The sequence below is a fragment of the Acaryochloris sp. 'Moss Beach' genome, from assembly GCF_021497025.1.
GTDB classification, from domain to species: Bacteria; Cyanobacteriota; Cyanobacteriia; order Thermosynechococcales; family Thermosynechococcaceae; genus Acaryochloris; species Acaryochloris marina_A.
In genome coordinates, this window is record NZ_CP071717.1 from 5349173 (window position 1) to 5363429 (window position 14257).

Consider the following 14257-nt stretch of genomic DNA (forward strand, 5'->3'; position numbering starts at 1 on the left):
CACTTGAAAGGCGATTATTTTTTCGCGAGTTAAAATAGAAGAATCATCAATCTCTGCAGAAAATGAAATTATTACTTCACCAGTCCGGTGAACACATTGCCCAACGTTACGAGATTTTAGACGTTTTGGGACAGGGTGGAAGTGGTATTACGTATCGAGCCAAAGATCAGCTTACCGATCAACAGGTAGCCTTAAAAGTTCTGACTTTACGTCAAGCGGATAACTGGAAAAAGATAGAACTCTTTGAACGGGAAGCCCAAATTTTATCCCAGTTAGAACACCCAGCTATTCCCCATTACCTCGATTATTTTCAAGTCGATTTACCTGAAGATCGACAATTCTACCTTGCCCAAAAATTGGCTGAAAGCACCTCCCTCGCTGATTTAGTTCACGATGGCTGGCGTGCCAGTGAAGACGAAGCCAAGCAGATTGCTGAACAGGTGTTGGAAATTCTGACTTATCTGCATAGCCTGCCCTCCCCTGTAATTCATCGAGATATCAAACCTCGAAATTTGATTCGGCAAGATAATCACCAAATTGTTCTCGTCGATTTTGGAGCTGTCCAGGTTAGCGAGCATGGTTCAGAGACCTATGGCAGCACTGTGGTCGGCACATACGGCTATATGGCCCCGGAACAGTTTCGGGGCAAAGCAACCTCGGTGACGGATTTATATGGGTTGGCAGGGACACTGTTATTTTTGCTGACAGGACGACCTCCCACAGCCTTACCGGAGCATCACTTTAAAATCGATTTTCGCGATGAAATTGAGGTATCTACGGCCTTTGCCAATTGGTTAGAGATGATGCTGGCTCCCATGCCAGAGGATCGATTTGGGTCTGCCGCAGAGGCTTTGGCTGTTCTCAAGGGTGAAAAAAACATTGAAGACTGTAAAAGCGGTATCGCTCTTCAACCTGCAGGCAGCAAAGTCAAGTTGGAACGCAGTCGAAATCGCATGATCATCAATATCCCTACGATTAAATTGGACCCCAATAGCCTGTTTACAGCGTTACTCAGTATCGGCATGATGGGCCTTGGTGTCAGTATTATGTGGTTGCCATTCTCTCCAGACGTGATTTCTAATGTTCCGGCAATGGTCTTCTGTTCTGGTTGTGGATTGCCTCTGATTGCCGCAGGTGCGATATTTTTGGCTGAAGTGATTACCAGGCTCACACAGTTTCAATTAGAAATCAATCGAACTCAATTTAGGCTGTGTTGGTCCTTGTTGGGGATAAAACATCAAACTTCGGGAAATACGGCTGATGTCGATCAAGTTACTTTGATTACTAAACGATTACCCTGGGAAGAAAATAACACGACCAAACTCTGTCAGATACGAGCTGGCTTAGATATTTATCAGTTTGGTAGGGAGCTTGAAGACATAGAAAATGAGTGGTTAATGACTGAGCTTCGAGATTTTTTTCAACTGAGTGCTTAGAAGTTCATGATTGTTCAGGTCGGCTTTAGAACAGTAACAATCGGTTTGTGATCAGAGCCTCCTGTCTGCCCAGTCCAAGTTTTGAGAACGGCATAACCTCGCGTTTCGATGTGGTCCAAAGGGATTTTGATATATCGGGTGGTCAGGGTTTGATTGAAATACCACGTTGCCCAAATCCACTGACGATGACCTACATTTTGAAGCTGGCTGATTCGTTCAAAACGCTGAAAATGTGGAGACCAAGGCGTCGCATTAAAATCCCCTAAGACGATCAGCTTTCCCTCTATCGATTGACTGGCTTTGGCAAAGGTATCCAGTTGCCGATTACGGATATGAAAAAATCTCGGAATGATGGGTATAGGTGGGTGAATCCCAATGATTGTCACTGGGGCACCCTCAACCTGAAGCTTTGCCATCAGGCTAAAGGTTCGGCCTTTGGTTTTAACTTCAAAGCCTGTTGTTGTTGCTTCCAGGATAGGATATCGACTAAACAGCGCATTATTACCGCCCCCTGTTCGATACTTATGAGGATAACTCAACCGAGATTGCAGTTCGGCCATTGTCGGTTTGCTGACTTCTGATAGGAATAAAATATCGGGATTTTCTACCTGGATTGATTGTGCGATCGCATCGGTATTGGGGTTATCAATCCAGAGGTTGTAGGCCATCACCCGCAATCCGTTAGGAGCGGAACCCAGTTGGGGAAGACCGATCCAATTGAGAACAGGAGCCACAATCAAAATTAGGATTAGTGTGGCAATGCTGATACGAGCCGATTGCTGTCGCAGCTTAGGGATTGCGATGACCAGGATAAAACTTAAGCAAGGAATGACACTCCAGTAGGGCCACAGCTCAACCAGGAGGGCTAGCGGCCAACGGAACTTTACAGGACTGTAATAAAACAGTACTTGTAGCCCGCTGATGAGCATTAATGCACTGGATATCAACCGAAAATACATAAAGATAAAAAACTGGGGTGCAGTAGGGGTGAGGGAAAATTTCCTATTAGTGTTTGACGTGAATTGTGGGTTGCGATCGCATGTCTTATCCCCTCTAAGTCCCCCTGACGCTGAAAGTTACCCCAAGTTCTCAGAAGTCGGTGTTCAATCCAATTCACCGTTTTTTCTTAGGTGATCGCAGTAGCGATTAAAGAGATTCTTTGCCGCTGGCCAGCAAGAATTGGGACTCATAAAATGGGCAAACTCAAAGGTAATTAGCTTTTCAACGCCAGATTGTTCTGCCGCCTCCATTTTCCACCACAGCTTCCGCCAATCTAGGGGAGGAAAATCAAACGGCACATCTCGATCAAAGCTTTCCACATTAGACCAAGCCTGCATCCTATGCTTAGCAATCAGTTCACGGTTGGCTCGTAGGAAATCAGGCAAATCATCATAATCCACCTGCCCGTCTTGGAAGGCCACAATATCAACGGCTCCTGCCAACACCCCTAGGATTTCGTCCCAGTCTTCGCAATGTTGATCTAGAGAAATAGGATCGTCTACCAATTTACTGCCATGCAAATAGGGTGAAATCATATTGGGTAAATGAGGCGACAGCCCTTTGCAGTGAGCCCCCAACTGTCTGAGACATTCAACCCGATGCTTCTCCATCTTGCCGAGTTCAAAGGTGAGATACCAGCCTTTAAACGCTTGCCGATGTCCATACTTCTGCCAGACTTCATCGATAAAGTCTTTGCCCATCTGTACTTCTTGATCTAAGGTTCGCTCTCTAGACGGTCTTGTGGCGGAATCATAGGTCCCAAAGAAAAAGGTCATCTCATTCTCTTCAGCTAGATCTAGAAACAGTTCCACTAGATCTTCATAGACAGGAAAGATATCGGCCTGTTCTGAGAGCACCTGGGACGGACAAACCGCAGTTCGACCTACTCCTGCCCGGATCATGATCACAGTATCAATGCCAACAGATTTCATGATGCGAAAATCTTCGGCCCATTCTGCCCGCCCCCAATTATTGGATGGAATATCGTGGGTGATCTCATCCAAAAAAGTGCCAGAAATTCTCATATTATTCTGCTTGGCTGTTTAACTTCATTACTATACGCTCAATCTCTGAAGTAGTTGCAAGATCAACTTTTTTCTCTTGCCTACCGCCTTATTTCAGCTTTGATAGAATGCAGCTAGAGACCTCCAGAAGCAAGTGATCAGTAAATATGCAAACACTGCCTTCTCCCAGCACACCGATGCCCCTACAAACAACTCAGTGGATCTTCGATCCAGTGGGTTATATGAATACGAATTTCAAACGGTATGGTGACATATTCGAAGCTTGCGTTCTTTGGGACAATACTGCTCCCTTGATTATGGTGAACGAGCCCAAAGCGGTTCAGTATCTCCTCACCCACGATACGGGGAAAGAGTTTACATCACCGGGGGAAGTTAACAAACTTCTGGAACCCTTGGTGGGTAAACAAAACATGATGTTGCTCAGCGGCAATCAACATCGAAACCGCAGACAGCTGGTTTTGCCGCCTTTTCATGGCGAGCGGCTTAACGTTTATGGGGCAATTATTCAGCAAATCAGTACCGATCTGATCGCACAATGGCCTCTGCATGAGTCACAGAGTATTCGTGGAATCATGCAAAAAATCACCATGCAGGTCATCCTGCAGGCAGTTTTTGGGCTGCATCAAGGTGAGCGCTACCAACAGCTTGAGCAGTTACTTCGAATTCGTTTGGATATGACAGGGTCTCCTTTGGCATCTGCCATAGTCTTTTTGCCATGGTTACAAAAAGACTATGGGGCATGGAGTCCGGGAGGCCGTCTGCTTAAGATTGCGGCCCAAACGGATGAGCTGCTGTTTGCGGAAATTAGAGAGCGACGGGCTAATCCAGATCCTGATCGGGTAGATATTCTTTCTATGCTGCTAGCTGCTCGGGATGAAGAGGGTCATGGCCTCACTGATCAAGAGCTACGAGATGAGATGATGGGGCTGCTAGTAGCAGGCCATGAAACGACGGCCACAGCTTTGACTTGGGCGATGTACTGGATTCATTCTTTGCCAGAGGTAAAGAACAAATTGCTGGCAGAACTAGATGCCGTTGATAATCCAGATGATCCCGCCGAATTTCTCAAACTCCCTTATCTCACAGCCGTCTGTAACGAAACCCTTCGTATTCATCCCGTTGCCATGCTGACGTTTCCTCGTCGAGTAGAGATACCAATGGAAATGTGTGGTTATTCGCTAGAGCCTGGCATGTTACTTATGGGCAGCATTTATCTCATTCATCAAAGAGAAGATTTGTACCCCAATCCCCAACAGTTTTGCCCTGAACGTTTTCTGGAAAGAAAGTTTTCCCCATACGAGTTTTTGCCGTTCGGAGGAGGGGTGCGGCGCTGTGTCGGATCGGCATTGGCTCAGTACGAAATGAAAATTGTTCTGGGAACACTGCTAACCCAGTGCGATTTTGGCTTACTCAATAAACAACCCGTTCAGCCCGGACGTCGAGGGGTGACTTTGGGACAAAAACAATCGGTTCAGGTGCAGAAAAAAGGACTGAGATCGCCTAAATCACTACAAACCGTCTGAGCCCCGAATACGTTAATGGAGAAAATGGCGAGTGCCTGTAAAGGCCATCACAATTCCCAATTCATTGGCTGCTTGGATAGAGTCTTTATCCCGAATACTGCCACCGGGTTGAATAATGGCCGTGATTCCGGCAGCGGCAGCTGTCCGTACTGAATCATCAAAGGGAAAGAAGCCATCGCTTGCTAGAGTTCCGCCTTGAGCCTGGTCTCCTGCTTGCTGTAGAGCAATATTGACGGAACCGACGCGGTTCATTTGGCCTGCACCCACTCCCAGGGTGGTGTGGTCTTTGGTCACCACAATGGCATTGGATTTGACATGTTTGACCACTTTCCAGGCAAACAGCAGTTCCGCTAACTGAGCTTCAGTGGGCTTTGCTTGGGTGACGATTTGCCAATCAACAGGCGGGGTTAAAGTTTCATCGGCTGCTTGGGCAAGCCAACCGCCTGCGATCGCTTTGACCGTAACCGCAGGACCACTAATTAAATCTGGTAGCACTAATACCCGCAAGTTAGATTTAGCTTGAAGTACAGCTGCTGCGTCGGGCTGACACTCAGGGGCAACAATACATTCCAAAAAGGTTTTGGTGAGCACCTGGGCCGTATCGCTATCAATGGGGCGATTCATGGCAACGATACCGCCAAAGGCTGAGACTGAATCAGCGGCTAGAGCTTTTTCATAGGCTTGAAGCAGGGTTTCTCCTTGGGCCACCCCGCAAGGATTGTTGTGTTTAAGGATTGCTACCGTGGGCTGGGTTTCAGCCTGGGCAAACTCGGCGATCACCCGTCGAGCTGCTTCTAAATCAACCAGGTTGTTGTAGCTGAGTTCCTTCCCTTGGAGCTGTCGAGCAGCTGCCCATCCCGAAACCGTATCGCTTTCTTGATACCAAACAGCATTTTGGTGGGGATTTTCACCATAGCGAAGAGTTTGTTTAGCTGTACCCAATATGGAGAGCTGGGTTTGGGAATCGGAAGAGGCGATCGATTGGCGGAGGTGGGTTGCGATCGCACAATCATAACTCGCCATTCGCTCAAACACCTTGAGTCCACAGGCTTGTCGAAACGACAGCGACGTCTCTCCTTTCCCTTGCTTCAGCTCTTGCAAATAAGACTCATACTGCTGGGGGTCACATAACACGGTCACATGGGCATGATTTTTAGCGGCAGCCCGAATCATCGTCGGCCCGCCGATATCAATTTGTTCAACAGCATCTGCCAATGCTTGGTCTGGATCAGTGATGCTCTGAGTCTTTTGTTTGGCAATCGTCTGTTCAAAGGGATAGAGATTAACAACAACCAAGTCAATCCCTTGGATATTGTTATCCGATAAATCCTGTATATCCGACTCTAAACTGCGACGAGCTAGAATCCCACCATGGATTCGAGGATGGAGGGTTTTGACTCGCCCTCCCAAGATCTCCAGCGATCCAGTGTAGTCAGACACCTTTGTGACTGGCAACCCTGCTTTTTCTAAGGCTGCTGCTGTCCCTCCACTACTAACCAAGGTAAAACCATATCCATTGATCAACTGCTGTGCTAATTCCACTAGACCAGTTTTATCCGAGGTACTTAAGAGAGCTAAACGCGTCATTACCGAGTTCTAAAAACACTACATTGTTCACAGCATATTGAAGAGATAGCTTCAATAGATTACAAATTTACTGCAAAAAGCTGCAACTACTTCCCTTTATTTGCTTGCAGACGATATTCTTCTACTTCAGGTGGGTAGCCGATGGGTAGAACTTGTTCCACATTGGGATGAGGACGAGGAATAATGACCCACGTATGTAATGTTGCCCCATAGGTGTTCTCCACCACAGCAATCCCAGCGTCCATGGCTCGCTTCACTTCTGATACATCGCCTCTAAAACAAATGGCGAATCGGGCACTACCGGCCTTGATATAGCTCACCAGAGTGACCCGGCCAGCCTTGATCATGGCATCAGCAATTGAGAGGTTTCCTGGCAAACCCGATGTTTCTAATGCCCCAACGGCCTGCTGAGAGACAACCCCATTCGTCATTCGTCATTCTCCACAACGCATCTATACACAATACAAACAATCCTAGACATAAATGTAGAAACAGCAATTGCTACTTTACTGTTCTCCATAGAACCATAATGACAATAGCCTGTATCGTTGTAGTCAATCGACTTAACAAAGAATTCAACCCAAGAATCTTGATTTTTGTAGTCAATCTTATTAAATCTTCAGATTTACACAAATACGGTTATCGTTATTTCAAATCTCGAGAGCAACAACCTGAGGCTCTTAAAATCATAAATCCACTTGGATATACGTTTGCAATGAGGATAACTACTCGCCACATAAGCTTTAAAAGCCATATCAGTAAAAAAAATTCTCAATAATTCATCCTCGCAACTTTGATGCCTAGATCTGTAAAACCGGTGTAGTGGATGGGTATGTTGAGTGTGGGCGGCTTAGTAGACATTAAAAATTATAACTGTCTGAAATAGCCTCTAAATCTAAAAATGACTAAAGGCCATAGTGATGAATAAAGTTTGTGTGATTGGTCTGGGTTATGTTGGTTTACCCACCGCCAGTTTATTGGCAAGCAAAGGCCTAACTGTACATGGTGTCGATTCCAATCCTCAGATTGTCAATACAATTCAGAGTGGTAAAGTTCATATTGTTGAGCCTGAGTTAGATATTCTCGTTAAATCTGCAGTAAATAGTGGAAATTTAGTTGTCGATCTTGAACCTGCTCCATCTGATGTTTTCATTCTCGCAGTTCCAACCCCCTTTCAAGCTAGCCATATTCCTGATATTTCCTATGTTGAAGCAGCGACGCACGCTATTGCCCCATACTTACAACCGCAGAATTTAGTCATATTAGAATCTACAAGTCCGGTAGGGACCACAGAGCAGATCTATCAATGGCTTAAACAGCTTCGCCCTGAATTATGGGAGGGAGAAGCACTACTACATATCGCCCATTGTCCAGAACGAGTGCTACCAGGGCAAATTCTCAAGGAATTAGTCACTAATGATCGAATTATCGGTGGTATTGATCCTGCTTCTACACAGCAAGCTGCCATGTTTTACAGTCGGTTTGTAAGCGGTGAGATTATCTGTACTGATGCCAATACTGCTGAGTTGGCCAAACTAACTGAAAACTCTTTTCGGGACGTCAATATTGCCTTTGCTAATGAACTGTCATTCATATGTGATCACCTCAATATCAACGTCTGGGAAATGATTAAGTTGGCAAATCGCCATCCACGAGTTGATATTTTGCAGCCAGGGCCAGGAGTTGGAGGTCATTGTATTGCCGTAGATCCCTGGTTCATTGTGGCATCAGCCCCTAAACAGGCCCGACTGATTCGCATGGCTCGAGAGGTTAATGATTCAAAACCATCCCATGTAGTTCAGAGAATTCAAGAAAAAGCGGATCGGTTCAAAGCACCAGTTATTGCTTGCCTAGGACTATCTTACAAAGCCAATATCGATGATGTGCGGGAAAGTCCAGCGATCTCCATCGTGCAGGAACTCAGCCAAAACCAGATAGGAGAGTTGTTGGTGGTAGAACCTCACCTTGATACCCTGCCACCCAGCTTAGAGGTATTGCCGAATCTGCAATTTACCAATTTAGTCACGGCTTTAGAAAAATCTGACATTATCGTGCTCCTTGTCGATCATCGAATATTTAAGGGGGTCGATCAAGATAGTCTCAAGGAAAAGATTGTTATTGATACGCGAGGGATTTGGCGATGAAGCAAGTTCTAATTAAGCAAGGACAGGCTGTAGTTGAAGATGTGCCAGCTCCCCTTGTGGAAGCCAATACGGTGCTTGTACAGGTCCATCATTCTTGTATTTCTACAGGTACTGAAATGAGTGGACTTAAAACGAGCAGTGTCCCTCTCTGGCAACGAGCGATTCGTCACCCTGAAAAAATCAAAAAAGTGGTGGACATGGCCCTAGAGCAAGGTATTAGTCGCACCTCTAGTATCGTGCAGGGCAAGTTAGAAAGTGGTGAACCCACGGGCTATTCGGCGACAGGCACTGTGATTGCCGTAGGGTCGAATATTGATGATTTACAAATGGGCGATCGCGTTGCCTGTGCAGGTGCACAATGCGCCCACCATGCAGAGATTATCCGCGTACCTCGCAACCTAACTGTACCCCTCCCAGATAGCGTAGATTTTTCGTTGGCAAGTACGGTTACCTTAGGGGCGATCGCACTACAGGGAGTCCGACGTGCCCAGCCAACACTAGGGGAGACCTTTGTTGTTTTGGGATTGGGAGTTCTGGGTCAGTTGACGGCTCAATTACTCCGGGCAAATGGCTGCCGGATCATTGGTACCGATTTAGATCGCCAACGGATTGAGCGTGCCAGCGCTTTAGGCATGGATATTGGTTTGCATCCTGATGATGGTCACAATATTGAACAGGTGGCTCGATTTACTGAAGGACTGGGCGCAGATGGGGTCATCATTACGGCTGCAACCCCCTCAGATGCAGTGATGTCTACCGCGTTTCAAATGTGTCGAAAAAAGGGACGTGTCGTTTTAGTGGGCGATGTGGGCCTCCATTTAAATCGGGCTGATTTCTATAAGAAAGAGTTGGACTTCTTTATTTCAACGTCCTATGGTCCGGGGCGCTACGACCAGCGTTATGAAGAAGAAGGGTTTGAATATCCGGTTGCCTATGTACGCTGGACTGAAAATCGCAATATGGGCGAATACTTACGCCTAATTGCTGAAGGCCACCTCAAAATCGAACCTTTGGTCAGCGCGACTTACCCTGTCACTGAGGCCACGACTGCCTATAACGCAATTCGTGAGAGCGCAGAAAAGCCGCTCATTGTTTTACTGTCCTACCCACAGTCTGACCCAGCGACTCAGCCCGTTCGGACAATACCAAATCCGCTACCGATGCCCGCCACCGCAGGTCAGATTCGAGTTGCGATTGTAGGGGCGGGTAGCTTTGCAAAGGGAATGCATTTGCCTAATTTGCAAGCAATGTCAGACTTATATCATTTGCAGGCAGTGGTGAGCCGGACGGGGCATAATGCGATCGCAACCGCTCGGCAATTTGGTAGCAACTATTCCACCACTGACTACCAAGAGGTGCTTCAAGACTCTGACGTGGATGCGGTATTGATTTGTACCCGCCACGATCTGCACGCGGGGATGACATTAGTTGCACTTCAAGCTGGGAAGCACGTATTTGTAGAAAAGCCATTAGCGTTGACCGCAACTGAATTAGATGGCATCCGAGCTTTCTATGCCGAGGAGACTAACGGTACAGCAAAGCCTATGCTGTTGACTGGCTTTAATCGTCGCTTCTCACCCCATGCCCAACGTCTCCAGGCATTGGTCGCCAATCGAAGCAACCCGATGCTGCTGAATTACCGCATAAACGCGGGATACATTCCTTTAGATTCCTGGGTGCATACTGAATCTGGAGGGGGACGCAATCGCGGTGAAGCCTGTCATATCTACGATTTGTTCACATACCTCACCGGCAGTAAGGTCACTCAGGTACAGGCACAGGCGATCAGTCCGCAGACAGCACACTACAGCGGCAGCGATAACTTTGTTGCAACTCTGACCTTTGAAGATGGTTCAGTGGCGACCCTCACTTATACAGCTTTGGGGTCCCGAGATTATCCAAAAGAGAATCTGGAGGTCTATGTCGATGGGAAAGTGTTAGTCATGGAGGACTATCAGTCTCTCCAGGTATTTGGAGCCAAAACAAAAGGTTTGGAAACCAAGCTAGTAGATAAAGGCCATCAAGCCGAAGTCCAGGCATTTGCTCAGGCTCTCAAACAGGGCAGTGAGTGGCCTATCCCCCTTTGGCAACAGCTACAGGCAACTGATATTGCTTTGCAAGTCGCAACTCAATTGGGTGAAGTGTAAATATGTGTGGCATTGTTGGCACCCTAGTATTTGAACAGAGTTCCTTTAGAGTTCAGGCTGATGGGCTAACTCAGATGCGTGATGTGATGGTACATCGTGGCCCTGATGGTGCAGGTCTCTGGATTTCTGAAGACGGCAAGATTGGCTTAGGGCATCGGCGGCTTTCCATTATCGATCTATCGACGGCAGCAACCCAGCCAATGGGGAATGAAGATGGCGCAATTCAGTTGGTGTTCAACGGTGAGATCTACAATCATGCCGAAATCCGAGCTGAGCTAGAGCAATTGGGTGGGCATCGGTGGCAAACCGATCATTCCGATACAGAGGTTATTGTCCATGCCTTTGAAGAGTGGGGCATTGACTGCATTGATAAGTTTCGAGGTATGTTTGCCATTGCTTTGTGGGATAACCGTAACCGAGAACTGTGGCTAATTCGCGATCGCGTTGGTATTAAGCCTCTCTACTACAGCATCCACCACGGTCGAATCACGTTTGCCTCTGAAATTAAAGCCTTGCTGCAGGACCCAGATCAGCATCGAGCCGTTAACGAAGAAGCCTTCTATCACTATCTATCGTTTCTTACCACTCCTGCGCCGCACACGTTATTTGATGGGATCAAAAAACTGCCGGGTGGAACCTGGCTGAGAATCCGGGAAGACGGTGAGATTAAAGAACATCGTTATTGGGATGTGTGGGAGCACACGGAGCCATTAACCCAAGCATCTGATGCTGAGATTGCTGAGCAGTTATTGGCAGAGTTAAGAACTGCGGTGCAATTACGGAAAGTCAGTGATGTGCCTGTAGGCGTATTTCTGTCTGGAGGGATTGATTCAAGCGCCAATGCTGCGTTGTTCTCAGAAGGGAATGGCAAGCCAGTTAAAACTTTTTCCATTGGCTATGAGGGTGAGTATCAAAGCTACCAAAACGAGCTGCATTACGCCAAACAAATGGCTGATACGGTAGGAGCCGACTACCACGAGAAATTACTCAATATTGATGACTTATTAGATTTTTTGCCGCAAATGGTTCGGCTTCAAGATGAACCGATTGCAGATCCGGTATGTGTGCCCGTCTATTATGTATCAAAGTTAGCCCGAGAGAACGGCGCAGTAGTCTGCCAAGTTGGAGAAGGCTCTGATGAACTGTTCTGGGGCTACTCAACCTGGAAAACAGCATTACAGCTCCAGCAATATGACAACTTGCCAATCCCTCGCTCTCTCAAGCACTTAGGTTTAGCGGGGCTACGCTGGCTAGGTAAAGATCAAGATTTTCGCTACGAAAAGCTGCGGCGAGGAGCTGTAGGTCAGCCGATCTTTTGGGGGGGAGCAGAAGCCTTTACTGAGCAGCAAAAGCAACTGTTGCTATCTTCTCGCTTACGGAGTAAATATAACCATTTGACTTCCTGGGACGCGTTGCAGCCCATCTATCAACGTTTTGAGGAGAAGGCTTGGGAAAAATCGCCGCTGAACTGGATGAGTTATATCGATCTCAACTTACGCTTGCCTGAGCTATTGCTGATGCGAGTGGACAAGATGAGCATGGGAGTGAGTTTGGAGGGTCGGGTGCCTTTCCTCGATCACAAGTTTATTGAGCTAGCGATGAGTATTCCTAGTGCGGTTAAAACTCGTGATGGCACACTCAAGCACATTCTTAAGAAATCGGTGCGGGGACTTATTCCTGATGAATTGATTGATCGCAAGAAACAAGGCTTTGGAGTTCCGGTTTATGAGTGGTTCTTTGGAAGACTGGGCGATCGCACACGCGAAGAACTGACAACCTTTTGTGAGACAACCGATTTTCTAGATCCTGCAGGGGTAAGTAGCTTAATGGATCAAGGCTGCGGACCTCAAGTCTGGTATTTGCTTAACTTTGCTCTGTGGTGGCGAGAGTATATCCAGTGAAACAGACTATCAACTTATTAATTGAGCGACTTCTCCCTTTGCCGCACCTCAATCTAAAGCAAGTGGCAAAGCGTACTCTAGCTTCAGACCTATTTCAGAAAATCTCAGCCACATTTGTGGTTCGAGTTTTGCTAATGGGTCTAGGTTTTGTGAATTCTATTATTCTTGCCCGAATTCTTGCTCCAGAAGGGCGAGGGATACTGGCCGTTGCTACTGCAGTGACTGCAATGGGTATACAGTTTGGTAACTTAGGACTCCCCACTGCCAACACTTATACAGTCTCAAAAGATCCGACACGCCTACCGAACGTGCTTGCCAATAGCCTTGTTATTAGTCTAGGAATAGGGACTTTAGGTGCTTTGGTGCTCGGATTTATATTTCGGATGGCGCCTGAGATTGCTCCAGTTCATGGCACAACTTTAACTTTGGCGTTAATGGCTATACCTCTGGGGCTAGCTTATATGCTTTGCCTTAATATCTTGGTTGGGATGCAGAAGATTCGCACCTTCAATCAAATTGAAGTGGGGAGCACCTTAATAAGTATTGGTTTTGTATTAATAGTAATTATCAGCCAACAGATCACAGTAGATATTTTGCTAGGCGCCAGTATTTTAGCGTCATGCATCACATTAACATGGCTATTCATAAATCTTCGACCTCAGATGAATAGTGCTCTTCAGCCTTCTTTTGATTTGTTTAAGGAGAACCTAATTTATGGAATCAAAGCCTATACTTCAACGTTTCTAGCTTTTCTAGTCCTCAAAGTTGATTTGCTTATGATCAATCAATGGTTAGGGGCAGAACAAGCAGGCTTATATTCAGTTGCAGTTGCCATCTCAAACCTTGTTTACTTAATTCCTACTACTGTTGGGAATATTATATTCCCGAAGCTCTGTTCTATAGAAGACTGGAAAGAAAGATACAGACTTCTAAAGAAAGTTTGTCAACCACTTTCATTATTGATGGTATTCATCATATCTTTCACTGCAATATCAGCTTATCCACTTATTACTATTCTTTACGGGAGATCATACACTTTAGCAGCACAACCATTGCTTTGGTTGTTGCCGGGCATTCTTGTTTGGAGTATTGAAAGTGTTTTTCGAAAATTGCTTGCCAGTGATGGCTATCGCATAGAGATAATTTATGCATGGCTGGCAGCATCATTGACAAATATTGTGCTGAACATTTTCTTGATACCTTCAATGGGAATTAGTGGAGCAGCAATATCATCAAGCCTGTCCATACTAGTGGTTGCTTTAGTTACCATGACAACATTTTATAGAGACAGGAAAAGGCAGTATGTCTGAAATTGGAATTTTAAGCTTGACCCATTCTAGTCGAAAAACAGATCTAAATTATTGTTCGATCAATAGTTTGTCAAAACGTTATTCAGATCCTAAACGATTATCTAATCTGCCGCCTTTTGAAGAATTACCTCCCCAAAGCAAGGATTATATTGGTGCTGTAAGCTTTTTTCCTTATTTCAAAATCT

General features: G+C 46.2%; 10 protein-coding genes. 6 read left to right on the top strand and 4 right to left on the bottom strand.

Features of this window, described 5'->3' with window-relative positions; translation table 11 throughout:
- Positions 1-62: 62 nt before the first annotated feature.
- Positions 63-1436, top strand: coding sequence for a serine/threonine-protein kinase (locus tag HRE53_RS25145; protein WP_235108401.1), 1374 nt, complete (start codon positions 63-65; stop codon positions 1434-1436).
- Between the two features lie 14 nt (positions 1437-1450).
- On the opposite strand, the gene HRE53_RS25150 is transcribed toward HRE53_RS25145, so the two are convergent.
- The gene (locus tag HRE53_RS25150; protein ID WP_235108402.1) at positions 1451-2395 is read right to left on the bottom strand and encodes an endonuclease/exonuclease/phosphatase family protein; all 945 of its coding nucleotides are present in this window, start codon (positions 2393-2395) and stop codon (positions 1451-1453) included.
- Between the two features lie 144 nt (positions 2396-2539).
- Positions 2540-3460, bottom strand: coding sequence for a DUF4434 domain-containing protein (locus tag HRE53_RS25155; protein WP_235108403.1), 921 nt, complete (start codon positions 3458-3460; stop codon positions 2540-2542).
- A 146-nt stretch (positions 3461-3606) separates the two neighbouring features.
- Between HRE53_RS25155 and HRE53_RS25160 the strand changes: the two genes are divergently transcribed.
- Complete coding sequence (locus tag HRE53_RS25160) at positions 3607-4983, top strand: cytochrome P450 (protein ID WP_235108404.1); 1377 nt, start codon at positions 3607-3609, stop codon at positions 4981-4983.
- A gap of 12 nt (positions 4984-4995) precedes the next feature.
- Here the strand turns inward: HRE53_RS25160 and purH are convergent, their stop codons facing one another.
- Together purH and HRE53_RS25170 are read right to left on the bottom strand one after the other, a co-directional pair.
- Positions 4996-6570, bottom strand: coding sequence for a bifunctional phosphoribosylaminoimidazolecarboxamide formyltransferase/IMP cyclohydrolase (purH, locus tag HRE53_RS25165; protein ID WP_235108405.1), 1575 nt, complete (start codon positions 6568-6570; stop codon positions 4996-4998).
- Positions 6571-6656: 86 nt separating this feature from the next.
- Positions 6657-7001 (bottom strand): carbon dioxide-concentrating mechanism protein CcmK, encoded by a 345-nt coding sequence (locus HRE53_RS25170; RefSeq protein ID WP_212665786.1) that lies wholly within the window; start codon positions 6999-7001, stop codon positions 6657-6659.
- A 489-nt stretch (positions 7002-7490) separates the two neighbouring features.
- On the opposite strand from HRE53_RS25170, the gene wecC reads away from it, so the two are divergent.
- From wecC to HRE53_RS25190, 4 genes are read left to right on the top strand one after another with little or no spacing between them, the layout of a single operon-like run.
- Entirely contained in the window at positions 7491-8714 is a 1224-nt protein-coding gene (gene wecC / locus HRE53_RS25175) for a UDP-N-acetyl-D-mannosamine dehydrogenase (RefSeq protein ID WP_304518407.1), read from the top strand.
- On the top strand, positions 8711-10861 hold the full coding sequence (locus HRE53_RS25180; protein ID WP_235108407.1) for a bi-domain-containing oxidoreductase: 2151 nt from the start codon (positions 8711-8713) through the stop codon (positions 10859-10861). Before wecC ends, HRE53_RS25180 begins: the two co-directional genes overlap by 4 nt.
- 2 nt (positions 10862-10863) lie before the next feature.
- Entirely contained in the window at positions 10864-12762 is a 1899-nt protein-coding gene (asnB, locus tag HRE53_RS25185) for an asparagine synthase (glutamine-hydrolyzing) (protein ID WP_235108408.1), read from the top strand.
- Positions 12759-14072 (top strand): flippase, encoded by a 1314-nt coding sequence (locus HRE53_RS25190; protein ID WP_235108409.1) that lies wholly within the window; start codon positions 12759-12761, stop codon positions 14070-14072. The genes asnB and HRE53_RS25190 overlap by 4 nt, the downstream gene beginning before the upstream one ends.
- Positions 14073-14257: the final 185 nt, after the last annotated feature.